Origin of the sequence: Pauljensenia sp. UMB10120 (assembly GCF_030212035.1) — a bacterium.
Taxonomy (GTDB): domain Bacteria; phylum Actinomycetota; class Actinomycetes; order Actinomycetales; family Actinomycetaceae; genus Pauljensenia; species Pauljensenia radingae_A.
Genome location: NZ_JASODH010000001.1, coordinates 292824 through 317969, shown reverse-complemented (window position 1 = coordinate 317969; position 25146 = coordinate 292824). Strand labels below are relative to the sequence as shown.

Here is a 25146-nt window from a genome sequence, read left to right as displayed (position 1 = left end):
AAGGATGACTACAGACCTTCTTCCCGTCATTGTCGGCGGTGACATCGGCGTGTACGCCATCGGGCGTTCATTCCACGAAGCCTACGGGTGCCGCTGCATCTGCCTGGCGGCATCCCCAACAGATGCGATTACACGCTCCGTCTTTTTTGACGTGGAAACACTTCCGCCACATGCCGATGACCGGCAGACACTTGCAGTCTTGCGCGGGCTGGCAGCTGCGAATCCCGGCAGGAAACTCGTACTCATGGCGAACGACGACCGACACTCGGTATTCGTCGGACGCTATCACAGCGAACTTGAAAAAGCAGGATACGCGCTGCCTTTCCCACCCGTTGAGGTCACCGAACGCGTCACAGATAAAGCTCAGTTCGCACAGATTTGCACCGAACTTGGCATTGACACACCTCGCACCGTCAGCGTGAACGTGGGGAGTGGTGAGACACCCTCGTTACCGTTCGACTTTCCCGTCGTTGCCAAAGCGGCGCGAGGGGACGCCTACGACCAGGTCGACTTCCCAGGTAAACGGAAGATCTATTTCATCGAGACCGCAGCCGAACTGGACGAGCTGTGGGCGACGCTGCGTGAGGCAGGATTCGACGATACGTTCCTTGTGCAGGAACTCATCCCCGGAGACAACACGCAGATGCGTTCCATCACCGCGTACGTCGATTCTCACGGTGACGTGACAATGATCGGGTCGGCACGCGTGCTGCTGGAGGACCATGCGCCCACCATGATCGGCAACCCTGTTGCGATGATCACCGAGCCATTCGACGATCTGTGGGACAGTGCCCGTGCTTTTCTGACCCACACCGGCTATCGCGGCTTCGCCAACTTCGACGTCAAAGTGGATCCGCGTGACGGCCGAGCCGTGTTCTTTGAAGTCAATCCGCGCATCGGACGCAACAGTTGGTACATGAGCGCCGCCGGCGTGAACCCCATGTCTATCATGGTGCGCGACCTGATTGACCATGAGCACGTCAAGCCGCAGGAAGTACACAACAAAATTCTCTACTCCCTGGTTCCCGATGCACTGCTGCGCCACTACGTGCGCGATGAAGAACTGCGCCAACGCGTCCACGCGTTGCAGCGCAGCGGCAAGCGCAAGAATCCGCTGGTCTACACCGCTGAAACGTCACTGGTACGATCGGCGATCGTCGCTCTCCAGACGCTCAACCATATCCGCAAGTTCCGACGTTTTTACCCTGAGGCCACAGACCGCTCATTCTAAGGAGGAGCCATCATGGCAACCGAGCTGCGTGAACTGACCGCAGATCAGATGAGGATCGCCGCCGCTGGCGTGATACCGCTGCCGATCGAACAGGCAGCGCCGTGGGAGGCATTCGAACAGACGCAGGGACGGCGACTATGGGGCCGTTTTGCATGGGAAAAAGACGATAAAGACCAGGCGATCATCGCACTGTACGAGTATTCGCTGCGCGGAGTGAAGTACTTGTGGGCCAAACACGGACCAGTCTGGCTGAAAGAACAGTCACCCGATAGTGAAGCGGCCTTGCGGGCCGACCTGGTACGCATGGTCAGGAAACGCGACAGAAGCATCGCCTTTATCCGCATGCACGCCTTCTTCCAGGCGCCGGACCTGCATGAGCCACTCCAGTTCATCACATATGACCGCACCGCAATCATTGACATCAGCAGCGGCACTGAGGATTCGATTCTCGCGACCATGACGAAAGACGGACGCCGTGCAGTTCGCAGAGCCAAGAAGAAGATGGCCGGGGGAGGCGCGCGAGTCGTTGAAGAAACAGGCCTGACGCGCGCAGCATTCCGTGAGTACTACGAGGTGATGAAGGAAACAGCGCGCAGGGATGGGTTCCATCCACATCCGCCGCAGGTCTACTGGTCGATGCTGGACTCCATGCCCGAATCTTCCCGACTGTTCGGCGTGCGTCTGCCCGATGACACACTGGTGTGCTGGGATCTGGTGTTGGTGCACGATAAGCAGGCCGTTGCCTACTATGGCGCATCGACAGATCAGGCGCGCACCGTGCTGGGGCCTGACGCATTGGATTTTGACGTGGCTGTTCGGCTGGCGAAGGAAGGCGTCAAGGGGCTTGACCTGATGGGCGTGTATTCGCCACGTGTGCCGGAGCTGTATTCGGTGGGCCGCTATAAGCGCCGCTGGTGCCAGTCATTTACCGATGTGGACGGCGCGTGGGACGTGCCGGTGATCCCCGGTGCACTCAGCGCTCTGAAGGCTGCGTTGGCCACGAAACATGCAGTGGAGAACGCTGTTCGCCGCGTACGCGTTACGATGGGCTAGGAAACTAGAAGCACGCACCCGTACAGCGTGCCAGAGAAGGAGCATCATCGTGTCAGAACTGACCGCGACTATTGACGGCAACATTGAACAGATTGACGAAGGAACAACAGGAGCTACGTGGTACTCCTCCAACCGGCGGGTAATCGCCATGAACGTCAACGGCGCACCGACCGATCTGACCGCTGAAATTCCCAATGGCGCTGAAGTCAGCGCTATTACGCTGGATTCTCAGGAAGGTCTGCAGATTCTGCGCCACTCCACCACGCACGTGCTGGCCCAGGCAGTGCAGGATGTATTTCCGGACGTCAACCTGGGAATTGGCCCGTTCATCACGGACGGCTTCTACTACGACTTCGGCAACATCGATGCAGTGACCCCAGAAATGCTTCGCGACCTCGAAAAACGCATGAAGCGGATCATTAAGGAAGGCCAAACGTTCCGCCGCCGCGTCGTCACCGAGGACGAGGCGCGCGCCGAACTGGCTGACCAGCCTTACAAGCTCGAATTGGTCACTACGAAGGGATCAGGCGCAGAAGGCGCGTCCGTTGAGGTCGGCCACGGCGAACTGACAATCTACGACAATGTGCGGCGCGACGGCAGCGTCGCATGGAAAGATCTGTGCCGCGGCCCGCACCTGCCGTCCACCAAACTGATCGGCAATGGCTTCGCATTGACGAAGTCGTCGGCAGCGTACTGGAAAGGTGATCAGAACAACGATCACCTGCAACGCATTTACGGCACCGCGTGGGCCAGCAAGGACGACCTCGTCGCCTACCAGGAACGAATCAAGGAAGCACAGCGCCGCGACCACCGGCGACTGGGACAGGAACTTGACCTGTTCTCATTTCCCGAGGAAGTTGGCCCCGGCCTGGTTCTGTTCCACCCCAAAGGCGGTATTTTGCGTCACGTGATCGAAGAGTACGTCACGCAGCGCCACCTGGAAGCAGGCTTTGACTTCGTTCATACGCCTGAGATCACCAAGTCAGGCGTATTCCACACCTCGGGTCACCTCCCGTACTACGCGGACACGATGTTTCCGCCGATGATGGTCGATGAAGAACGCGCAGAAGACGGGCACGTGACGCGTGAAGGCCAGGAGTACTACCTCAAGGCCATGAACTGCCCGATGCACAACCTGATTTTCCGTTCACGAGGGCGTTCCTACCGTGAACTGCCTCTGCGATTTTTCGAAATGGGACACGACTACCGCTACGAAAAGTCCGGAGTGGTGCACGGCCTGACACGTATGCGCGGATTTACGCAGGATGATTCGCACACGTACTGCACACCTGAACAGGCGCGCGACGAAATCACGATGCTGCTGAACTTCTTCTTGTCGATTCTGCGCGAATTCGGATTGACGGACTTTTATCTGGAACTGTCCACCCGCAGTGATGACGAGTCGAAGAAAGACAAGTTCATCGGCTCGGATGAGGACTGGGATGCGGCAACTCGGATCCTGGAGGAAGCATGCGCGTCAACAGGGCTGGACCTGGTGCCAGATCCAGGCGGTGCCGCGTTCTACGGTCCGAAGGTTTCCGTTCAGGTCAAGGATGCGATCGGCCGCACATGGCAGATGTCCACCGTCCAGTACGACTTCAATCAGCCTGAACGCTTCGGCCTGGAATACACTGCGCCCGATGGTACGCACCAGCGTCCGGTGATGATTCACTGCGCCAAGCTCGGATCCGTTGAGCGCTTTATCGGCGTGCTGACTGAGCACTACGCCGGCGCATTCCCGGCATGGCTGGCACCTGTGCAGGTCAAACTCGTTCCCGTAGCAGACGCATTCGATGAATACGTCGACCAGGTGGCTGCGAAACTGCGCGCGCGCCACGTGCGTGTTGAGGTCGACCATTCCGATGATCGTTTCGGCAAGAAGATTCGCAACGCCTCGAAGGAAAAAGTGCCGTTCGTGCTGATCGCGGGCGGTGAGGACGAAGAAGCAGGCGCTGTCTCGTTCCGCTACCGTGACGGAAGCCAGGATAACGGCATTCCGGTTGATGAAGCCGTTGAACGCATCGTGCACCACATTGAGACTCACAACAACGAGGACAAAGCGTAGAAAAGGGGAGCAGCGACATGAGGAACGGTCAGCCTCATCCGGGTGACCCGCAGGCGGAAGACTCAGGCGATTTTGCCGGTGAATTGGATGGCTTTGACCGGCTGTGGACGCCCCACCGCTGGGTCTACATCCAGGGAGATCACAAGCCTGCGGACTCGTCAGCAGGAGAATGCCCCTTCTGCGCGGCGCCGGACAAGACAGATGAAGAGGCACTGATCGTTCACCGCGGACGCACCTGCTTCGTATTGATGAATCTGTTCCCCTACAACTCCGGCCACATGCTCGTGTGCCCGTACCGCCACGTTGCCGACTACACGGATTTGACGGACGAGGAACGCATCGAGCTGGGCGAGCTGACCGCCACGGCCATGCGTGTGGAACGTGAGACGGCGGGTGCGCAGGGCTTCAACCTGGGCATGAACCAGGGACAGGTTGCCGGAGCCGGAATCGCCGCGCACCTGCATCAGCACGTGGTGCCCCGATGGGGAGGAGACTCAAACTTTCTGCCGATCGTGGCCCGCTCACGTGCACTCCCCGAACTGCTCGGTGATGCGCGGCAGCGTCTGGCCAAGGCGTGGCCTCAGGGAGATGACAAGTAGATGCTCGGTAATCATGGCAGGTCGGTGGCGACGACGATCTTCACACCTTTCGCCAAACTTCTGCATCGCCTTCACGTCACACCGAATATGGTGACAGCAACATCGACGACACTGGTCGTCATGATTTCCTGTGCGGTGCTGGCACGCGGCTACGTCTGGCAGGCTGGCGTCATACTCGGCGTGATCCTGTTTTGTGATTCCGTTGATGGAGTGCTTGCACGCTACAGCGGACAGACCTCACGGTTTGGCGCGTTCCTGGATTCGACGATGGACCGCCTCGGTGACGGGGCAGTGTTCGGTGCGCTGCTGGTCAATGCCGTATTCCACCTGGAGCCGTCACCTGAACGCACGACCGCGATCATCGCCGGAACGGTCGCGATGGTGGGCGTGGCAGCCGTTCCCTATGCCCGTGCCAAGGCTGAAATTATGGGGATTACCGCGTCGGTCGGTATAGCTGAACGCACTGACCGACTCATCATCGCGCTGGTGTGCGCAGCCCTGACCGATTGGAACCTGTGGTCGTGGTTCTACCCGATCGGACTGATATGGGTGGCATTCGCCTCGCTTATCACGGTGACGCAGCGCGTGCTGTACACGAAGAAGCAGATCGAGGCAGGCGACGCGGGTGAGTAACGCCTGGCAGCTGTCAGCATTTCGCCTCGCTCCGCGCCTGCCACGCTCACTTCTGTTCGGTGCGGCACGAACGGCAGGTGACATCGTCGCCGCACTCCCGCTAGACGTGACGGCGCGGCTGCGCTCCAACCACGAGCGAGTCGCCGGGCATTCGCTCCCTTCGAGCCACGTGCGCCAGGCCGTCCGACTGAGCGCGCAGACCTACGCCGAACAATTCGCGCTCACACACCTCATTGACGGCAACTTGGATGACATGGTGGACGTGCCGCGGATGGACATGCTGCGCGAACTGGCTGCTGACGGCCCCGTTGTGCTCGCCCTCGCACATGCCGGAAACTGGGACCTGGCCGGCGCATGGATGTGCCGCAACGGCCTTCCCGTGTTGACCGTGGCTGAAAAGCTCGACCCACCGGAATTGTTCCAGGCATTTGTCGACCTGCGCGAAGACCTCGGTATGGAAATTATCGGGGTGGGGAAGAAGGAATCCGTCTTTCACCAGCTCGCTGCCCAGGCGAAGGGACGCGCCAACCTTCTGGTACCGCTGCTGGCAGACCGCGATATTTCAGGCAGAGGCGTTGACGTTGATTTTGGAGGCCGCCGCGCACTTGTCGCAGCAGGCCCCGCAGCTTTGGCACAGCGCCTGGACCGCCCACTGGCAGCCGCGATGATCTATCACACCACAGGTAGCCACATCCGCATCGATATTTCCGACGTGATCGACAATCCCGGCGCTACCCAATCGCGTACCAGTGTGGAAACACACACCCAGGCGTGGGTCGACGCGCTTGTCCCTATGATTCGTGAACATCTGGCACACTGGCACATGATGCAACCGCTATTTGTCGACGACCTCGATCCAGAACGCCTGGCCAGGGCCCGCCGACGCGTCGAGGACTCACAGTGAAAATCGGAATCGTCAACCCCTACGCATGGGACGTGCCTGGAGGCGTCCAGTTCCACGTGCGTGACCTTGCTGAAGAGCTTATCCGCCGAGGCCACACCGTCTCCGTTCTGACTCCGGCCAAACACGACACAGACTTACCGAGCTGGGCCGTCGGCGCGGGTGAGACCATTCCGATCCCCTTCAACGGGTCCGTCGCACGCCTCTCATTTACTCCACGTTCAGCCAAACGCACCAGGAAATGGCTCGACGAGGGCGACTTCGATGTCGTCCATATCCATGAACCAGGGGTGCCATCTGTGTCCTTCCTGGCCTTGATCAATGCGGATGTGCCCATGGTGGGAACGTTCCATTCAGCAATGGAGCGCTCCTACGCCAGGGAAATCACCGCGGGCATGATCCGCCCTCTCATGGAGCGCCTGAGTGCGCGCATCGCAGTGTCGGCTGAAGCGCGCCGCACCCTGATCGAACACCATGGTGGTGACGCTGTGATTATCCCCAACGGCGTTGAGACGGAGAACTTCCGTCGCGCTCAGCCGCTGCCACAGTGGGAAGCCACCCAGCACAGGCCGGTGGTCGTCTTCTTGGGACGCCTCGATGAGCCGCGGAAAGGACTGGGCATCTTTGCCGGTGCGATCCGCACAGTGCTTGAACACGTCCCCGGGGCGCGCTTTATGATCGCAGGACGCGGCGATGCCGGCCAGATACGAACCGATCTGGAAGGCCTGGGAGACTCAGTGGAGTTCCTGGGCGAAATTACGGACGAGGAAAAAGAATCACTGCTGGCTGGCGCGACAATCTATGTTGCTCCGCAAACAGGGGGAGAATCCTTCGGCATTGTGCTGGTCGAAGCGATGGCTGCAGGGTGTGCCGTCGTCGCATCCGATATCGAAGCCTTCCGAGCCGTTCTCAACAATGGTGACGCCGGAATGTTGTTCCACAGCGGCGATTCGGCTGCACTGGCGGACGCCCTCGTCAATGCCTTGAGCGACGCGGACGCTTTGGACGAACTTGCCGTACGAGGGCAGGCCGCATCAGCCGCCTATGACTGGTCGACCGTCACTGATCGCATTATGGCTGTGTACCAGACCGTTGTGGCCGGGGCGCGTGAAGATCCTGGCAGGCAGAACGCCTTGTCGCTCATGCGTGGCGGACGGCTGCGGGAGGTCGACCAATGAGCCTGTGGCAGTGGATCCTCCTGGCCGGTGTCATCGTGGTTGTGGCGGTATTGATCTGGCAGTGCGTCATGTTGGCTGGGCGCCTGGACAGGTTGCATTGGCGCGTGACGATGTCACGAGTCGCCCTCGACACGCATTTGATCAGACGAGCCGTCGATGCAGGGCTGCTGGCGGCCAGCGGACTGGCAGGACAGGGAAGCGCCGACTTGGACGATGCTGCCGCGCGCTGCCTGGCGTTGAGCGGAACCCCACTGGTGGATGACGATTTCGACCGCAAGCGTGACATTGACGGACTGTCTGACGGCGATGCGCAGATGGCTGCAAGACGTCTGAATGCCGAGTCGGCCCTGTCGCGACAGATTCGTGCGTGCATGACACCCCAGCTGCGCGACGAGGCGCGTGACGATGCCGATGCTGCACACCTGATCAGCGCTCTCGACGCGTCGCACTACCGCGTGCATGTGGCTCGTTCAGTGCATAATCTAGACGTGACACAAATTAGGCGACTGCGTGCTCATCCGTTGGTGCGCATCGCTCACCTGTACGGCCATGCACGAGTGCCATCGAGCATCGACTTCGACGACGCGCAGTAACTAAAGGCGGTGAGACCCGTGAGCGAGCAACGTATGAAGTGGGGAGGTCCCGGCGAGGACTACCGCCTTGCCAGGATTGGTCGCGTCGGCGGGAATCAGTGGGCTGACGCCCCGGCAGGCGCGCCGGCAACGGGTGTGTCCAGTCCGCAGGAAGTCGCTCCCGTGTGGTCTCCGCCCACGCGCAAGCGCTCGATTGCGTGGTTTGAAATCATTTTCACCATTGTTGGCGTGGCGGCACTGGGTTTTGCGCTGTTCGGATACGTGCGCACCGGTGGTTTACCGTCAACAGTTCTGACCGGAGTGCTGGCATTGATTCCCTTGGGATTCATCATCGCAGTGCTGCGTTTTATTGATCGCTGGGAACCCGAACCGTGGGTCGCGATGCTCGTGACCTTCGTGTGGGGAGCGGGAGCTGCAGCAGTGGTGGCGATGGTGATCAACACTGCGCTGCAGACGAACATCCAGTTGATCACCGGGCACTCAGGCCTGACGATGGTAGCTACGGCCTCGATCGTGGCACCCATCGTGGAAGAGACCCTCAAGGGCGCGGGCGTGGTGTTTGTTCTGGCCTGGCGACGTCACCGCATCAACTCGCTGATTGACGGTATCGTCTACGCCGGAATGGCAGGCGCAGGTTTCGCGTTTATCGAGAACATCCAGTACTTCCTGCGCAGCTCAGAAGAGGGCCAACTGATGATCACGTGGTTCCTGCGCGGCATCATGAGCCCGTTCCTGCATCCGATGGCCACCTCGTTCATCGGGCTGGCGGCAGCGTGGGGCGTGGTGCGCCACAAGTCGGGTCTCGCATGGGTCTGGACCTTGCCGCTGGGGTGGATCGTCGCGGTCCTCATCCACGGATCGTGGAACTACCTGGCCAGCACGTCGATGGAACGGTGGTTCGTGTTTTACCTCTTCGTCGAGGTCCCGATTTTCATCGCGTGGATCGTCGCGCTGCTGGTCATGTCCGCGCGGCAGGCGCGCACCATTGCCAACGGGTTGGAGCCCTATGTGCGTACCGGATGGATCCTGCCGGGCGAAGTGACAATGGTGGTCAACCGCGGTGCCCGCCGTTCAGCCGTTAGGTGGGCAGCTCAGGGCGGTCGCGCTGCCAAACGCGCCATGAAGAATTTCCAGCGACTGGCTGCCGCATTGGGAATGGATGAAATGATCCACCGTAAGGCGGGCAGGCACGCAGATCGCGTGGCACAGGATCAGGACATGCTGCAGCAGTTGATCGCGTCCCGAGACGTGTTCCTGACGCGCACGCGCAGTGCTCACGCCAACAGGCAGATTGGACGATAACGAGTGAGTGACCTTGGACCGGAATGGATTCCAGACCAAGACGGCATACCGTTCCGACGCGCTGCCCGCGTAGCCGTATTCGACGAGGACGGCAAGCTACTCCTCGTGCGCGGACACGATTCAGAAAATGTCACACGCTCCTGGTGGTTCACCACAGGAGGCGGGCAGGAAGAAGGCGAAACACTGCAGCAGACGGCGGTGCGCGAAATTCGTGAAGAGACGGGGATCGCCCTGGATCCGACTCGTCTTGTCGGCCCTGTCCTGCATCGGCGCGCGCTGTTCGATTTTCTCAACGTGACAGCGCGCCAGGAGGAATGGTTCTTCGTTGCGCACGTGCACCGCACAGAGTTGAACTGGGACGGCTGGACTGAACTGGAGCGCAGCGTGCTCGATACGATGACGTGGTGGGACTTGGACGATCTTGAGGTCGAAGCCCGAAGAGCGGAAGTCTATCCACGTGACCTGGTCGCGATGGCTCGTCAATGGAAAGACGGGTGGGATGGGACCATGATCGAGCTTGACGAGTCATCCGTCGGGTAAAGTAGCCACCACATCAGCCACTGAGGAGAATGTCATGTATTTGCCCGTAATTCCCACTGTCCGACATGCCGATATGTCCGAGGGTGCAGGACGGTTCTCACCTGTCACGACGAAACTGGTTCAGGACGCGACGCAACTGGGTATTGACACGGCACTGGAGCCATTCCAGGAAAAGGAGGCGTACGCCCTGACGATCGGTGAGGACGGCACTCATATTCGGGCCATCACCGAGGTTGGTGTGGTGCGCGCCAGCCGCACACTGAATCAGCTCAAGAGAGGCGGAGCTGCGCTGAGCGGAACGATTGTGGACTGGCCCGAATTCGAATGGCGCGGCCTCATGATCGACACTGTACGCCACTTCTTTTCCCTCGATGTCCTCAAGGAGATCGTCGATTTGATGGCAAGCCTGTCACTGAACGTCCTTCACCTGCACGTGAGTGACGACCAGGGGTGGCGAGTCGAAATTCCCGCTCTTCCCGAACTGACGGAAAAATCATCACAGAGTGCCGTGAATGGCGAAGGTGGCGGATACCTGACTGTCGAGCAGTACAACGACCTGCGACGCTACGCGAGTGCCCGCGGAGTTGACGTGGTGCCTGAGGTTGATATGCCGGGACACACCAACGCCGCACTGCACGCGATGCCGGGTCTGAATCCCGACAGTCAGGCGCGGGATGTCTACGAAGGTATCGACGTGGGAATGTCGACGCTGAGCACGCAGGCAGCCGACACCGAACGCTTCATGGACGAAGTGATCGGACAGCTGGCAGCTGACTCGCCGCTCGGTATGCATATCGGCGGCGACGAAAGCCATTCCACACCTCACGACGAGTTCCGCGCCCTGGTCACAATGGCGGTGGAACGCGTTCACGCATGCGGCAGGCGGGCGATCATGTGGCAGGAAGCGGGCGCAATGGCACACGAGGGCGACATCGTGCAGCTGTGGGATACCACCAACAATCATACTGAGGGCGTGCTGGCGGGCGTTGAGCGCGGTGCACGCGTCATCGTGTCGCCTGGACAGAAATCATATCTGGATATGAAAGAGAATGCCGATGAGCCGTGGGGCCAGGACTGGGCCGGGCCTCTACCGTTCCGGACAGCGCTGGAGTGGAATCCGCGCACCGCGCTCGAAGGGCTGGATCCGCGGGCGGTGATCGGTGTTGAAGCATGCGTGTGGGCAGAGTACATCCGCACGCGTGAACAGCTCTTTGAGAAGCTCCTGCCGCGTCTGACTGCCATTGCTGAGGTCGCATGGACCGGCAGTGGTGACGACAAGTGGGAGGAATTCTCCCGGCGCGTCACCTCGCTCACGGAACTGTGGGATGCCAAGCGGCTCACCTGGCACCGTTCAGAAGGCGTCGACTGGAAGTAGCCGAACCTAGAACAGGGCAGCGACGAGCGCGTCGAGGCGACGCACGGCCAGAGAATTGGGAATCGCGTCGCGGACAGCGGACTTGGCGCAAAAAGCGACGCCCCATCCTGCGGCCTGCATCATGGGGATGTCGTTCGCGCCATCACCAATGGCAACGCACCGCGAGGGGGATACTCCCAGCTGAGCTGCCCATTCAGTGAGCTTACGGACCTTCACGTGCGATGTCACGATCTCTCCGAGGACGTGGCCAGTCAGGTGCCCGTCACGCACTTCCAGTCGGTTCGCACAGTAAAAATCGATGCTCAGTCGCGTTGCCAATGGACCGACGACTTCCTCGAACCCGCCGGAGACCACACCAAAGGCACCGCCGGAAACGGAGTGGACACTTTTGATGAGTTGCTTGGCGCCGGGAGTGACGGTGAGGGAGCGGGTAACGTGGCGGAACACGGTCTCAGGGACGCCGGCAAGTGTGGCGACCCGCTCTCGCAAGGACTGCGCAAAATCGATCTCACCGTTCATTGCCCGCGCGGTCACTGCCGCCACTTCCTGACGCGTACCCGCCCACTCGGCAAGTTCTTCGATCACTTCCTGAGCGATCAGCGTTGAATCCACGTCGGTGACGATCAGCGCTGGCCCGCCTTCTTCACGAACAGAAACAGGGACGACCAGAACATCTCCCCACCGTGACAACGCGGCGTGCGCACCGTCAAGATCCAGCATGCCCACACCGTCATCACCCTCGCGCACGCAGGCCACCACGCACGCAGGGACGTCCCCGCCAATCGGGTTCGCCACGAACGGCAATGCTCGCACATGTATTTTTGAACGGCGCACACCGGCAAAATCTGCCAGTGCGCGAACTGCCGGAGCCTCGTACGGAAAACTTGCGACGTCATGCGGGGCAATGACGCAAAGTGCTGCGCCAGCCCGTTGGCTCACTTAGTCACCACCATACCCTTGGGGACGACGGTGATGCCGGACTCGGTGACGGTGAAACCGCGAGCGCGATCATGTTCCAGGTCCACACCGACCGTCGCTCCTTCTTCCACGACGACGTCCTTATCCAGGATCGTCTTGGAGACGATGGAGTGGCGACCCACGCGGGTGTTGCCCATGACGACCGAGTCAGTGACCTGAGCCCACGAGTGCACGTACACGCCAGGCGAAATGATCGAATGGTAAACCTCGCCGCCCGAAACAATCGAGCCGGGGGAGACAAACGAGTCGATGGCGTGCCCCATACGCGAATGCTCATCGCCGTAGACGAACTTTGCCGGCGGCAAGGAGCCATCGATGAGGGTCATCGTCGGCCAGTCGCGGTTATAGAGGTTGAAGATCGGGTGGACGCTGATCAGGTCCATATTCGCGTCGTAGTACGCGTCCAGTGTGCCGACATCGCGCCAGTAGTCGCGGTCCCTCTCTGTGGACCCGGGCACGATGTTGTCCTTGAAATCGTAGACACCGCACTGCTGACGTTCGACGAACCACGGAATGATATTGCCACCCATGTCGTGATTTGAATCCTCGTTTTCCGCGTCTGCACGAAGTGCGGCGACGAGGGCGTCCGTATCGAACACGTAGTTACCCATAGATGCGAGCACTTTGGACGGATCATCCGGCAGACCCTCAGCGTTTTGCGGCTTCTCGAGGAAGTTCTTCACCACGCCGCCTTCGGCGTCGATGACGCCCAGAGCGGGGGCGAGTTCAACCGGTTGGCGGATGCCTGCCACAGTTGCCGGAAGACCGGACTCAATGTGGTGCTCCACCATCTGAGAAAAGTCCATGCGGTAGATGTTGTCGGCACCGATGATCACCATGTAGTCAGGGTGCTCGTCCTCAATGACGTTCAGGGACTGGTAGATCGCGTCGGCACTGCCCAGGTACCAGTGCGGTCCCCGTCGTTGCTGCGCCGGTACGGGAGCAATGAAGTTACCCAGCAACGGCGACATATACCACGTCTTTGTAACATGTCGGTCCAGCGAATGCGACTTGTATTGGGTGAGCACGACGACACGCATGTAGCCGGAGTTGACGATATTGGACAGCGCGAAGTCAATCAGTCGGTAGTTTCCACCAAAAGGTACTGCAGGCTTGGCTCGATCCATGGTCAAGGGCATGAGACGCTTGCCTTCGCCACCCGCAAGAACGATTGCTAGGACATGTTTTTTTGCCATGTCTCAAGGGTAGGCAATAATCAGCGTGAATGTGCGCAAACGACACGAGATGCGCTGCTGTTCGATAAGCTCTCAGTAGGAGGCAGCCATGCGTATAGATTTATTGACACGTGAATATCCGCCGCACGTCTACGGCGGTGCGGGTGTTCACGTGACTGAACTGGCTCGCGTATTGCGAAGCCTAGGTCCTGACATTCGGGTTCACGCATTCGATGGTCCCAGGAAGCCGGGGGACGAGGGTGCCCTCGACGGTGTGCGGGGATACGACGAACTTGCCGAACTGGACGGCGCAAATGCAGCGTTGCGCACACTCGGGGTGGATCTGCAGATGGCGGCCCACACCGACGGAACTGACCTGGTGCATTCGCACACGTGGTACGCCAACTTTGCCGGATATGTGTCGAAGTTGCTGTACGACGTCCCTCACGTTGTTTCCGCACACTCGCTCGAACCGTTGCGCCCGTGGAAGGCCGAGCAGCTGGGCGGTGGCTACCGTCTGTCCAGCTTCGCTGAGCGCATCGCCTACGAGAATGCTGACGCGATCATTGCGGTGTCCAACGGGATGAAAGATGACATCCTGCGCTCGTATCCCAGTGTCGAAGAGGACAGGGTTCACGTCATCTTTAACGGTATCGATCTGAATGAGTGGCGCAAACCCTCCACCGAGGATGAGAAAGCCAACCAGGCGCGCGTGCTCAAGGAATTCGGTATTGATCCTGACCGGCCCACAGTGGTCTTCGTTGGGCGGATTACCCGTCAGAAAGGTCTGCCGTACTTCCTGCGCGCAGCTCGCCAGCTTCCACGAGATGCTCAAATCGTGCTGTGTGCAGGAGCGCCGGACACCAAGGAAATCGCCGCTGAGGTCGACACGTTGGTCAAGGAACTGGCGGCCGACAGAGACGGGGTCGTGCTCATCTCCCAGATGCTGCCGCGAGCCGATCTGTGTGCAATCCTGGACGTGGCGACCGTCTTCATCACTCCGTCTGTGTACGAGCCGCTGGGCATCGTGAACCTGGAGGCTATGGCGATGGAGTTGCCGGTGGTGGGCACACGCACCGGCGGAATTCCCGACGTTATTGTCGAGGGAGAAACCGGCTACCTTGTTCCCATCGAGCAGAAGACTGACGGAACCGGAACCCCCATTGATCCAGAAGCGTTCGAATCTGCGATGGCTGAACGCATCACTGCCGTGCTGGCTGATCCAGGGCAGGCGCGTCAGATGGGCAAAGCCGGCCTGGAGCGGGCGCGCACTGAATTTTCGTGGGACACAATCGGCCAGCAGACACTCGACCTTTATCGCGCGCTGGTGGGCTGATGAGGCAAGGTTCTGGCTACACTGAAGACATGGAGAACGTTGTTGATCTACACGACGTCACGCTTGAGCGCGGCGGATCCCACCTTGTTGATTCCCTGACGCTGTCGACGCATCGCGGTGAACACTGGGTCATTGTTGGCCCGAACGGTGCAGGCAAAACCAGCTTGATCCGACTGATTAGTGGGCGCGAGCGCGCAACCAGCGGTTCCGTGACCATTCTGGGCACGCCGATCGAAGAAGCCGACCCCGGGGAATTGTCCGCGCGCATCGGCTTTGCTTCACAGTCACTGACGGCACGAATCTCAGTGTCCATGCCGGTGCGCATGGCGGTGATGACCGCAGCATGGGGCAGGTCGATTACCTACGGCGAACAGTACGACACTGAGGACGAGGGGCGCGCAGATAACCTGCTGCACCTGTTCGGCGTCTCGCACCTGGCGGAGCGCCGTTTCGGAACGCTGTCAGAAGGGGAGCGCCAACGCGTCGCACTGGCTCGCGCACTCATGGCGGACCCGGAAATTCTGATACTTGACGAACCGAGTGCCGGACTTGATCTGGGGGCGCGTGAACTGTTGGTGGAGGCGCTGACGGAGCTGAGCGGGGATGCTCGTTCACCGCAACTGCTGCTGGTTACCCACCAGATTGAAGAAATTGCACCCGGCTTCACGCACGGCGTGGTGATGTCACAGGGCCACATCGTTGCGAGCGGGCCAATTGAACAGACTTTGACCAGTGAGACCCTGTCGACGGCATTCGATCTGCCGCTGGAGGTCGGTCACGGTGACGGGCGCTGGTGGGCGCGTATGAACAGGGACCGGAAACCCGACAGTTCCCGTCGACACTGAAACGGAGGAAACAGTGGTCTTTTATTGGTGGCTTCTCATCGCACTAGGCTTGGGCATCGTCGAGATGCTGTCACTCGACCTCTTCTTCCTCATGCTGGCTATTTCGGCACTTGCAGGCGGAATTGCCAGCGCTGCCGGAGGGGGAACAGGCGTGCAGGTGGCCGTGTTTGCGGTCGCCAGCCTGCTTCTTCTCCTTCTCGTTCGTCCATGGGCTAAGGCGCATCTGACACGCACGAACCCGAATATTCGAACCAATGCACAAGGGCTGATTGGAACAGACGCCCTCACGCTTACTCGAGTCAACAGAATCGACGGGCGTGCCAAAGTTGCCGGCGATACGTGGAGCGCGCGCTCGGCGGATGGGCGGGAAATCCCCGCCGGCGTCCACGCGCACGTTGTCCGCATCGATGGGGCAACAGCCATTATTGAACGTAACGAACCCCCTATGCAGTGAGAGGCTGTCATAATGTTTAACTCATTCGGGCAGACAATCGGAATGGCGCTGATCTTCCTCATCGTGCTGTTCGTTGTCGTCACCGTAGCCAAGTCAATCCAGGTGGTCCCGCAGTCGCGGGCCCTGGTGGTGGAACGTCTCGGTAAGTTCCAGTCGGTGCTCTACGCCGGACTTCACGTCCTGGTACCTTTCCTTGATCGCATCGCAAGCAAGGTTGACCTGCGTGAACAGGTCCAGTCGTTTCCACCCCAACCTGTCATTACCGCTGACAACGTTGTGGTCTCCATCGATTCGGTCATTTACTACCAGGTCAACGATCCGCGTAGCGCGACCTACGAAATCGCGAACTACATTCAGGCTATCGAGCAGCTCACCGTCACGACGCTGCGTAACGTGATCGGCTCAATGGACCTCGAGCAAACACTGACCAGCCGCGACCAGATCAACTCTCAGCTGCGCGGCGTCCTGGACGAGGCAACCGGCCGCTGGGGTATTCGCGTGAATCGAGTCGAGCTCAAGGCCATCGATCCGCCGCCGTCCATTCAGAACGCGATGGAGCAGCAGCTGCGCGCTGAGCGCGACAAGCGTGCCGCCATTTTGACTGCTGAAGGTGTGCGCCAGTCTCAGATCCTCAAGTCTGAAGGTGACAAGCAGTCCCAGATTCTGCGCGCTGAAGGTGCCGCACAGGCCGCAGTGACGAAAGCTCGCGGTGAATCCGAGGCCATCCAGACCGTGTTCAACGCCATTCACGCCGGCAAGCCGACCCCGGATCTTCTGTCCTACCAGTACCTGCAGATGCTGCCGCGTATCGCTGAAGGTGAAGCATCGAAGGTCTGGGTTGTGCCAACTGAGCTGACAGCCGCCCTCGACGCTGTGGCGAAAGGCTTTTCAGGTGGGGGAACGGATGGAGAATCCGGGCCGGCTAAGCCGACCATGCCGCCCACCCCTGTGAGGCACTCAAGCCAGGCACCGATTGTAGACACCCGTCCCAAAGGGCCGAGCGTCCTCGATGAGCCAACGCAGGCCCGCCCCTCCGAAAAGCTCAAAGACCTGATTGAGCCGATCGAAGATGTGGAGCTGCCTCCAGAGGAGAATGAGAAATAGATGGATCAGTTGTCCGACTCGGTGATGCGTGAAGTTGCCGATCAGGAAATTCGCTTTATCCGCCTGTGGTTCACGGATGTGGCCGGCGTACTCAAATCGCTGGCCATTGATCCAGGTGAATTGGAGGATGCGCTCAGCGAAGGTATCGGCTTTGACGGTTCCTCGATCGAGGGGCTGACACGCGTCCATGAGTCGGACATGCTCCTGAAACCAGATCCCAGCACCTTCCAGGTTTTACCGTGGGGTAGTGAGGACGACAAAGTTGCACGCATGTTGTGCGATGTCCTCACCCCCGACGGTGAGCAGGCCCGATCCGATCCGCGAGGAACGCTGGAACGTACTGTGCAGCGTGCAACCGACATGGGATTCACCGTGATGGTGCATCCCGAGATCGAGTTCTACCTGCTGCATAAGCCTGCAACCCCCGATCACCTCGTTCCCATTGACGGTGCCGGCTATTTCGACCATGTCACGCGATCCATTGCCCACGATTTTCGTCGTCGCCTGGTTCACATGCTCGAAAGCATGGACATCGCCGTCGAACTGTCCCACCACGAGGGCGGCCCTGGGCAAAACGAAGTTGACCTGCGGGCAGTCGATGCGGTTCGGGCAGCCGACAACATCATTACCGCCCGCACGCTCATTGAATACGTGGCACTGAGCGAGGACGTCGTCGCCACGTTTATGCCTAAGCCGTTTGCCGATTACCCCGGCTCAGGCATGCACACCCACCTGTCACTGTTCGAAGGTGACCACAACGCATTTTACGATCCGGCCGGCACGTATCAGCTGTCAGCTACCGGACGCCACTTCATCGCCGGACTGCTGGCGCATGCCCGCGAAATCAGCGCGATCACCAATCAGCACGTCAACTCGTTCAAACGTTTGTGGGGCGGGGGAGAAGCTCCCTGCTACGTGTGCTGGGGTCACAACAATTCATCGGCACTGGTTCGTGTGCCACTGTATAAGCCGGATAAACGGCGCTCAGCGCGGATTGAATACCGCGCACTTGATCCGGCGTGCAACCCCTACCTTGCGCTGTCAGTGCTCATCTCCGCAGGCTTGGATGGCATTGACAAGAAGATGGAGCTCATGCCTGAAGCTGAGGACAACGTGTGGGACCTGTCCGAACACGAACGTCAGGTTCTTGGCATCGATTCCCTGCCCGCCTCCTTGCACAGCGCCCTGGAATGTATGAAGAATTCCGATCTTGTTGCTCAGACCCTGGGTGAAGAAGTCTTCGACTACGTGCTGCGCAACAAGTTCAAGGAATGGGCTGAGTACCGCCACCAGATCACGCCCCAGGAAATCAGACAATTCATTAAGGCCAATTGATGCGCAGCGAGCGCATTGAAGCGCACCTGCGCAGTGCAGGCTTTCACGATGCCCGCACCAGCGCGGACTATTTCAGTCAGCTTCCTGACAGTGCCGACATCTGGATGCGGGCAGCTCAGACCAGTGCCGATCCAGACCTGGTTGCCCTCCAGCTCGTGCGACTGCACGAAGCGGACCCGAATGCTCTGCGCCACGTACTCAACCACGGTGCGGCGCGCCAGCTTGCCGCCGTGATGGGCGCATCGCGTCCCCTCGGCGATTTTATTGTTGCCCACTCTGACGCCATTGACGCGGTGTGGGTCGAGGCATGTGATGCTCGCCAGGTCATCCTCGACGCTCTTGCCTCGGCCACCGCAACAGCAGATGACCTGCGACGAGCGTACAGAAACGTGTTGATTTCGATTGCCGCCACTGACCTGACGGACTCCGACCCGGTTGGGCACTTGCCTGAGGTGGCTGCACGGCTGACCGATGCTGCTGACGCGGCGTTGGAAGGTGCCCTGTTGCTGGCACGGCGCCAGATCGACCCCGATCACACCGTCAAGTTCGCGATCATCGCTATGGGTAAGACGGGGGCGCGTGAACTGAACTATATTTCCGACGTTGACGTCATGTACGTGGTGGGCGTGCAGGAAGGCCAGTCAGAGCGCAGCGTTATTGAAATCGCCACGCGGCTGGCAGCGATGACCGCTCAGGCGTGTTCTGGTGCGGGCAGTGAGCCACCGCTGTGGGCAGTTGACGCCACGCTGCGGCCGGAAGGCCGTGACGGCGCGCTGGTCAGAACCGTCGAATCCTACGTCGCCTACTACCAGTCCTGGGCGCACACCTGGGAGTTCCAGGCACTGCTCAAAGCGCGCCCGGTGGCAGGGGATCGTCATGTCGGACAAGACTTCATTGACGCGATTACTCCATTTGTGTGGTCCGCCGCGGACCGCGAAGGGTTCGTGGACAACGCCCGCACCTTGAGGCAACGCGCCGAAGCCCTGGTCCCGGCTGCGGACAGCGACCGGGAACTTAAACTCGGTGCCGGAGGACTTCGGGACGTCGAATTTACGATTCAGCTGCTCCAGCTTGTTCACGGGCGCACAGACGAATCGATCCGTATTGCCGACACCGTCGGAGCAATCCGGGCACTGTCCGACGGAGGATATGTTGCCCGAACGGATGCGCGCGACCTGACGCACTGCTACTGCTTCCTGCGCACTGTTGAGCACCGGGCCCAGCTGGCACGCATGCGCAGAACACACATGATCCCCTCATCAGGACACGAACTGCGGCGTATTGCCCGAGCGTTGGGGCCGGAGCTCATGAGCGCGGAAAACCTCATCGACACCGTGGACGGCGTGCGTGAGCGCGTCCGCAAGCTGTATGACGATATGTTCTACCGGCCGATTATTGCGGCCACCGCCCGCCTGGCTCCCGACGAAGCCGCGCTGGATCTGGAGGCTGCCAAGGCTCGTTTGGCGGCGCTGGGGTATCTGGATCCTGCCGGAGCGCTCGGTCATATCAAAGCTCTGACACACGGCACGTCACGCCGTGCCACCATTCAACGCCACCTGTTGCCTGTCTTTATGACGTGGCTTGGGCACGGAGCTGACCCTGACCTCGGGCTGTTGAACTTCCGTACCCTGTCCGAACGCATCGGCGATTCGCATTGGTACCTGTCGCTTCTGCGCGATTCAGGTCTGGCGGCCTCACGACTGTGCGAACTCTTGCCGTCCTCACGCTGGGTTGCCTCCGCTCTTGCTGAGTTGCCTGAAGCAGTGCAGTGGCTTGACGGTGATGAGCAGCTCAAAGCGCGCGACCGTCAGCGCCTGATCAACGAGGTGGACGCGCTTATCTCGCGACACAGCGACACTGAACAGGCCATGTGGCGCGTGCAGGCGGTACGTGTACGTGAAGTGACGCGCGCAGCCCTGGGAGATGCACTGGCACATGTTGCCCCTGTGCGAACCGCCATTGCGGACGCTTCGGATGTGGCGCTTCATGGCGCACTGACTATCGCGACTCGCCAGTGGAGCAGTGAGCACGCAGACGCGCAGCCGCCACGCCTGGCTTTTGTTGCGATGGGTTCATACGGCGGACGCGAATCTTCGCTGATGTCCGACGCCGACATTATTGCCGTTCACGAGGGGGACGCCGGTGCCGCCGTTGACATCACCATGCGCGTGAAAAAGCTGCTCAGCTCTGTCCACGAGGGATCGGGGCTGAGCGTGGATATGGATCTGCGACCGGAAGGAAAATCCGGGCCAGTTTCGCGCACGGTGAGCTCCTATGAGGAGTATTACCAGCGGTGGGGATCAGTATGGGAACGTCAGGCACTGTTACGAGCCAGACCCGCAGCAGGTGACGGGGAGCTGCTGGCCGACTTCTTTGCCGCCATTGATCCGATCCGCTACGATCAGTCACCCTCGGACGCTGATATCCAGCAGATTCGCCTGCTGAAAGCTCGAATGGAACGCGAGCGACTGCCTCGTGGCATTGAGCCGACGCGGCATGTCAAACTTGGCGTGGGGGGAATGAGCGACGTGGAGTGGGTCGTGCAGCTCATGCAGATGCGTCACGTTCACAGCTGTGAGGAGCTGCGCACCACTTCCACGCAGCGCGCGCTGGCGGTCCTACGACACAGCAACCTGATCAGCGGAGAGGACGCTGATGACCTGGATCGCGCGTGGAGTTTAGCTCGACGCATCCGTACGGGAAACGTGCTGGCAACCGGGCGCACATCCGGGGTCAAAATCGACGTGCTGGCGCGCTCGGGTGCGAAACTGGCTTCGCTGGCGCACTTGTTAGGATATGGGGCAGGCGGCTATCACGCCCTGGAAGAGGACTGGCTGCGTGCGGCCCGGCGTTCACGGGATGTGATGGAACGGCTCTTCTGGTCAGACTCACGGTGAATGGCATCTTGAGGAAGTAGGAAATGAAACTTGTTCTTGTCCGGCACGGACAAACCGCCGCCAATCGATCACACGCACTGGATACGGGCCGTCCCGGCGCACCCCTCGACAAGCGAGGACGTAAACAGGCCGAATCGCTGGCAGCGCGGTGGGAAAACGATATTGCACCGGCACCAGGCCTGGTGGTCGTCTCACCTTTGATCCGAACGCGGCAAACAGCAGCACCGCTGATCGCCCGCTTCAACCCACACGTGTGGATTCGACCCGGCATCCGTGAAATTGAGACAGGCGACGGTGAAATGGCGGTGGACCGCGCCTCGGAAATGACGTACGTGCGCACCATCGTCCACTGGGCTCAGGGCAATCTGGATGCCAGAATGCCGGGTGCGCAAAACGGGCATGAAGTGCTGGCACGGGTGCGTCCCGTCATCGGAGAAATTGAACAGTGGGCCGAGGAGCACAAGGACGGAGTCGTCGCACTTGTCGCGCATGGCGCTATTTTGCGCACAATCACACCCGTGCTTGCCTCGAATGCGGATGCGCGCATGACGGTAACCAATCCGATGCGCAACACCGGCACCACGGTGCTCGATCGTGAAGGCGGCCAGTGGGTTGCGCGCACATGGAACGACCGTCCGATCGGCCAATGGCCCGTGCCCGACGGCGAGATTCCACTGGTGCGATCAGAACTGAGTGCTTAGAGAACCTTCGAGAAGAACGCCTTGGTGCGTTCGCGCGTGGGATGCTCGATGACGTCGGAAGGCTTCCCCGCCTCCACAATCACACCCTCATCCATGAACACGACCTGGTCGGCCACTTCGCGCGCAAACCCAACCTCGTGCGTGACAGCCACCATCGTCATGCCGGAGCGGGCCAGATCTTTCATCACGCCGAGCACTTCGTCAACCAACTCAGGGTCGAGGGCTGACGTCGGCTCATCGAACAACAACAGCTCCGGGTCCATGGCAAGTGCGCGCGCAATGGCAACACGCTGCTGCTGGCCACCGGACAGCTGCGAAGGATAGTGCTGAGCACGGTCAGCCAGACCGACACGATCCAGCAGCGACAGCGCCGTTTTCTGCGCCTCTTTTTCCTTGACGCCCTTGACGTGCACAGGTGCTTCCATCACATTTTCGAGGGCGGTCATATGGGGGAACAGGTTGAAACGCTGAAACACCATGCCAATGCGAGAGCGTTGCTGAGCGATGACCTTGTCGGGCAGGTCATGCAGAACAGGCTGACCAGATGAGTCAGTGGTTTCGCGGTACCCAATCAGGTCGCCTTCAACATAAATCCTGCCTGCGCTGATACGTTCCAACTGGTTAATGCAGCGCAGGAGGGTTGATTTTCCTGAACCGGACGGCCCCAGGATCACGCACACCTCGCCGCTGCGTACCGTCAGGTCGATGCCGCGTAATACATGAAGATCACCGAAGAACTTGTGAACTGCCTGCACGGAGACCATCGGGGCAAGTGAAGAGCTCATGGTGTGACCTCGATAAATGGATCGTTTTTCGTGGTGTGAGAGGAATTGATGGCGCTCTGGCGTCCCGTCTTGTGCGAGGAAGTGCCGGTCGTGCCTTCCGGGCGGTCAGAGGTAAAGCCACGCCCATAGTGCTGCTCAATGAAGTACTGAATGACCATCAACAGCGAGGTGATCGCCAGATACCACAGTGCGGCCGCGATCAGCAGGGGGATCGGCACGAACAGCGCCTGCCCCTTGGTGCGCGCCACGAACGTCAATTCCAGAGTGAACGGAATGGCGGCAACCAGAGAGGTGGTCTTGAGCATCGAGATCGTCTCATTCCCGATCGGCGGGACAATCACGCGCATTGCCTGCGGCAGGATAATGCGACGCAGGATCAGACCGCGATGCATACCGAGCGCGGTCGCTGCTTCTTCCTGTCCCTTATCAACGGACAGCAGACCTGCGCGGATAATTTCAGCCAGGTAGGCACCCTCGTTGAGTCCCAGGCCAATGAACGCCATCCAAAACGGCGTGAAAACCTGAGCGGTGTCGAAGGTGACGAACTCGGGGCCAAAGGGAATACCAAGTGAGAGCTGAGGGTAGAGGGTTGGAAGCAGAGACCAGAAGATGAGCTGCGTGTAGATTGGTGTGCCGCGGAAGAACCAGATGTAGAACGTGGCGACCCACCGCAGGATCGGGTTGGGCGACTGACGCATAATTGCCATCGTCACCGCGAGGACCGTGCCGAGGATCATGGCGACGATCGTCAGGAGGATCGTGTACATCACGCCGCTGACAATGGTGCGTGAGAACAGCCATTGCCACACAACGTCCCACCGGAAGTTCGGGTTGGTCAGCAGCGTGTTGATCGCCATGGCGACAAGCACGGCGACAATCGCAGCCGACACGAGCCGACCGATACGTGGCACGGGTTTGGCGTGAATAATCTCAACGCCGTTACGAATGTCTTGCTTCGGCACTGGTCACTCTTTCTCTGGTTAACCGACAGGTCACTCAACCGGCGGATTGACAGTGGCCGTGTCGAGGGCGGAGGAGTCCGCGCCGTAGGGCGCGAGGATTTTCTCTAGGTATCCGCTGTCCATCAGGTACTGCATGGCCTTGGCAAGGGCATCTGTCAGAGCCTGATCAGACGTGGAAACCGCAACGCCCTGTGGGGCTGCTTCGATGACGTCTCCAACCTGTTCGAGCTGTCCCTGGGTGAGCTTGACCGTGTAGCTGATCACTGTGGAATCTGCCAGGGTTGCGTCGTACTGTCCACCCACAACCTTCGTGGCGACGTCAGTCTGCAGATCCATCGGCATGACCTGAATGGCGGGTTTGCCGTCGGCTTCACACTTTGCGGACAGCTCGTTGGCGTACTCGTGCTGGAACGTGCCGTTCTGAACGCCGAGGGTGGCGCCACAGGGGTCAGCGGGGTCGAAGTTCTTCGGGTTGCCTGTCGATACGGCGTATGCGGAACCAACCTCGATGAACTGAACGAAGTTGGTTTCTTTCTCACGTTCTGGAGTAATCGTGAACGCTGACATGCCGATGTCAAACTTGGTGCCCAGTGCCGGAATGATCGTGGGGAACTCGGCGTGCGTGGTGGTGCCTTCCGACAGACCCAGCACCTGTGCGAGGCCGCGCACCAGGTCAACTTCGTAGCCAACAGGGGTCTGACCATCGTCACCGCGGAATTCCGCCGGCGCGTAGTCCGTGGAGGCACCATTTCGCAGGACGTCACGATCCTTGATTTCCTGTGGAACGAGGGCAGCGATATCATCCTGGACTGGAATCTGGCTGGTATCGAAGGGGGTGATCCCCGTGGATGCCATTGGATTGTCGGCAGATGAGGTCGCTGATTGTGCTCCGGATGATGCGCCGGCATTCGACTGATCGGCAGGGACGTCATCGGGATCAGAGCACGCGGCCAGGCCACAGGCGGTCAGGGCAGCAATTGCAGTGACGACAGTAAACTTACGCATGATTTCCTCCAATATGCGAGCAACGCGAAGGAACTATTTCTCCACGTCGACCAACATATACGAGTATGCGCATAAAAGTATAGTTATGTGTCGCCGTCT

At 60.0% G+C, this 25146-nt stretch carries 23 protein-coding genes; 18 read left to right on the top strand and 5 right to left on the bottom strand.

The features are described from left to right. The first annotated feature begins 4 nt into the window (after positions 1-4). From QP093_RS01390 to QP093_RS01340, 11 genes are read left to right on the top strand one after another with little or no spacing between them, the layout of a single operon-like run. Positions 5-1231, top strand: a complete 1227-nt coding sequence (locus QP093_RS01390) for a carboxylate--amine ligase (protein WP_285014200.1) — start codon at positions 5-7, stop codon at positions 1229-1231. A gap of 12 nt (positions 1232-1243) precedes the next feature. Beyond that, positions 1244-2284, top strand: coding sequence for a lipid II:glycine glycyltransferase FemX (locus tag QP093_RS01385; RefSeq protein ID WP_285014198.1), 1041 nt, complete (start codon positions 1244-1246; stop codon positions 2282-2284). Positions 2285-2333: 49 nt separating this feature from the next. After that, complete coding sequence (gene thrS, locus QP093_RS01380) at positions 2334-4349, top strand: threonine--tRNA ligase (protein ID WP_092648526.1); 2016 nt, start codon at positions 2334-2336, stop codon at positions 4347-4349. Between the two features lie 17 nt (positions 4350-4366). Next, positions 4367-4948 carry an HIT family protein gene (locus QP093_RS01375; RefSeq protein WP_285014196.1) on the top strand — a complete coding sequence of 194 codons (582 nt, stop codon included), beginning with the start codon at positions 4367-4369 and terminating at the stop codon, positions 4946-4948. Continuing rightward, positions 4949-5581: a phosphatidylinositol phosphate synthase gene (gene pgsA / locus QP093_RS01370; RefSeq protein WP_058236594.1), complete on the top strand. Its 633-nt coding sequence runs from the start codon at positions 4949-4951 to the stop codon at positions 5579-5581. Further along, on the top strand, positions 5574-6485 hold the full coding sequence (locus QP093_RS01365; protein ID WP_092648529.1) for a phosphatidylinositol mannoside acyltransferase: 912 nt from the start codon (positions 5574-5576) through the stop codon (positions 6483-6485). The genes pgsA and QP093_RS01365 overlap by 8 nt, the downstream gene beginning before the upstream one ends. Continuing rightward, entirely contained in the window at positions 6482-7660 is a 1179-nt protein-coding gene (locus tag QP093_RS01360) for a glycosyltransferase family 4 protein (RefSeq protein WP_070726605.1), read from the top strand. Before QP093_RS01365 ends, QP093_RS01360 begins: the two co-directional genes overlap by 4 nt. Then, positions 7657-8253 carry a hypothetical protein gene (locus QP093_RS01355; protein WP_070726607.1) on the top strand — a complete coding sequence of 199 codons (597 nt, stop codon included), beginning with the start codon at positions 7657-7659 and terminating at the stop codon, positions 8251-8253. Before QP093_RS01360 ends, QP093_RS01355 begins: the two co-directional genes overlap by 4 nt. Before the next feature lie 18 nt (positions 8254-8271). Next, entirely contained in the window at positions 8272-9555 is a 1284-nt protein-coding gene (locus QP093_RS01350; RefSeq protein ID WP_285014193.1) for a PrsW family intramembrane metalloprotease, read from the top strand. Positions 9556-9558: 3 nt separating this feature from the next. Beyond that, positions 9559-10095 carry an NUDIX hydrolase gene (locus QP093_RS01345; RefSeq protein WP_285014191.1) on the top strand — a complete coding sequence of 179 codons (537 nt, stop codon included), beginning with the start codon at positions 9559-9561 and terminating at the stop codon, positions 10093-10095. A 34-nt stretch (positions 10096-10129) separates the two neighbouring features. Then, positions 10130-11470, top strand: coding sequence for a family 20 glycosylhydrolase (locus tag QP093_RS01340; RefSeq protein ID WP_285014189.1), 1341 nt, complete (start codon positions 10130-10132; stop codon positions 11468-11470). A gap of 6 nt (positions 11471-11476) precedes the next feature. Here QP093_RS01340 and serB read toward each other — a convergent pair whose 3' ends face one another. Both serB and glgC read right to left on the bottom strand, forming a co-directional pair. Then, positions 11477-12139, bottom strand: coding sequence for a phosphoserine phosphatase SerB (gene serB / locus QP093_RS01335; protein WP_070726769.1), 663 nt, complete (start codon positions 12137-12139; stop codon positions 11477-11479). 266 nt (positions 12140-12405) lie between these two features. Further along, positions 12406-13644 carry a glucose-1-phosphate adenylyltransferase gene (gene glgC / locus QP093_RS01330; protein ID WP_285014187.1) on the bottom strand — a complete coding sequence of 413 codons (1239 nt, stop codon included), beginning with the start codon at positions 13642-13644 and terminating at the stop codon, positions 12406-12408. An 88-nt stretch (positions 13645-13732) separates the two neighbouring features. On the opposite strand from glgC, the gene glgA reads away from it, so the two are divergent. From glgA to QP093_RS01295, 7 genes are read left to right on the top strand one after another with little or no spacing between them, the layout of a single operon-like run. After that, entirely contained in the window at positions 13733-14959 is a 1227-nt protein-coding gene (glgA, locus tag QP093_RS01325) for a glycogen synthase (RefSeq protein WP_285014185.1), read from the top strand. Between the two features lie 29 nt (positions 14960-14988). Then, positions 14989-15804, top strand: a complete 816-nt coding sequence (locus QP093_RS01320) for an ABC transporter ATP-binding protein (protein WP_285014182.1) — start codon at positions 14989-14991, stop codon at positions 15802-15804. Positions 15805-15817: 13 nt separating this feature from the next. After that, positions 15818-16258 carry an NfeD family protein gene (locus QP093_RS01315; RefSeq protein ID WP_058236603.1) on the top strand — a complete coding sequence of 147 codons (441 nt, stop codon included), beginning with the start codon at positions 15818-15820 and terminating at the stop codon, positions 16256-16258. A gap of 12 nt (positions 16259-16270) precedes the next feature. Then, positions 16271-17362 carry an SPFH domain-containing protein gene (locus QP093_RS01310; RefSeq protein WP_285014180.1) on the top strand — a complete coding sequence of 364 codons (1092 nt, stop codon included), beginning with the start codon at positions 16271-16273 and terminating at the stop codon, positions 17360-17362. Next, positions 17363-18697 (top strand): glutamine synthetase family protein, encoded by a 1335-nt coding sequence (locus QP093_RS01305; protein ID WP_058236604.1) that lies wholly within the window; start codon positions 17363-17365, stop codon positions 18695-18697. Continuing rightward, the gene (locus QP093_RS01300) at positions 18697-21594 is read left to right on the top strand and encodes a bifunctional [glutamine synthetase] adenylyltransferase/[glutamine synthetase]-adenylyl-L-tyrosine phosphorylase (protein ID WP_285014177.1); all 2898 of its coding nucleotides are present in this window, start codon (positions 18697-18699) and stop codon (positions 21592-21594) included. Before QP093_RS01305 ends, QP093_RS01300 begins: the two co-directional genes overlap by 1 nt. A 23-nt stretch (positions 21595-21617) precedes the next feature. Beyond that, complete coding sequence (locus tag QP093_RS01295; RefSeq protein WP_285014175.1) at positions 21618-22295, top strand: histidine phosphatase family protein; 678 nt, start codon at positions 21618-21620, stop codon at positions 22293-22295. Here the strand turns inward: QP093_RS01295 and QP093_RS01290 are convergent. From QP093_RS01290 to QP093_RS01280, 3 genes are read right to left on the bottom strand one after another with little or no spacing between them, the layout of a single operon-like run. Next, positions 22292-23080 (bottom strand): amino acid ABC transporter ATP-binding protein, encoded by a 789-nt coding sequence (locus tag QP093_RS01290; protein ID WP_058236607.1) that lies wholly within the window; start codon positions 23078-23080, stop codon positions 22292-22294. The two genes, QP093_RS01295 and QP093_RS01290, sit on opposite strands and share 4 nt — an antisense overlap. Further along, on the bottom strand, positions 23077-24042 hold the full coding sequence (locus QP093_RS01285; RefSeq protein ID WP_285014171.1) for an amino acid ABC transporter permease: 966 nt from the start codon (positions 24040-24042) through the stop codon (positions 23077-23079). The genes QP093_RS01290 and QP093_RS01285 overlap by 4 nt, the downstream gene beginning before the upstream one ends. A 30-nt stretch (positions 24043-24072) precedes the next feature. Beyond that, on the bottom strand, positions 24073-25047 hold the full coding sequence (locus tag QP093_RS01280; RefSeq protein ID WP_285014169.1) for a transporter substrate-binding domain-containing protein: 975 nt from the start codon (positions 25045-25047) through the stop codon (positions 24073-24075). Positions 25048-25146 lie beyond the last annotated feature (99 nt).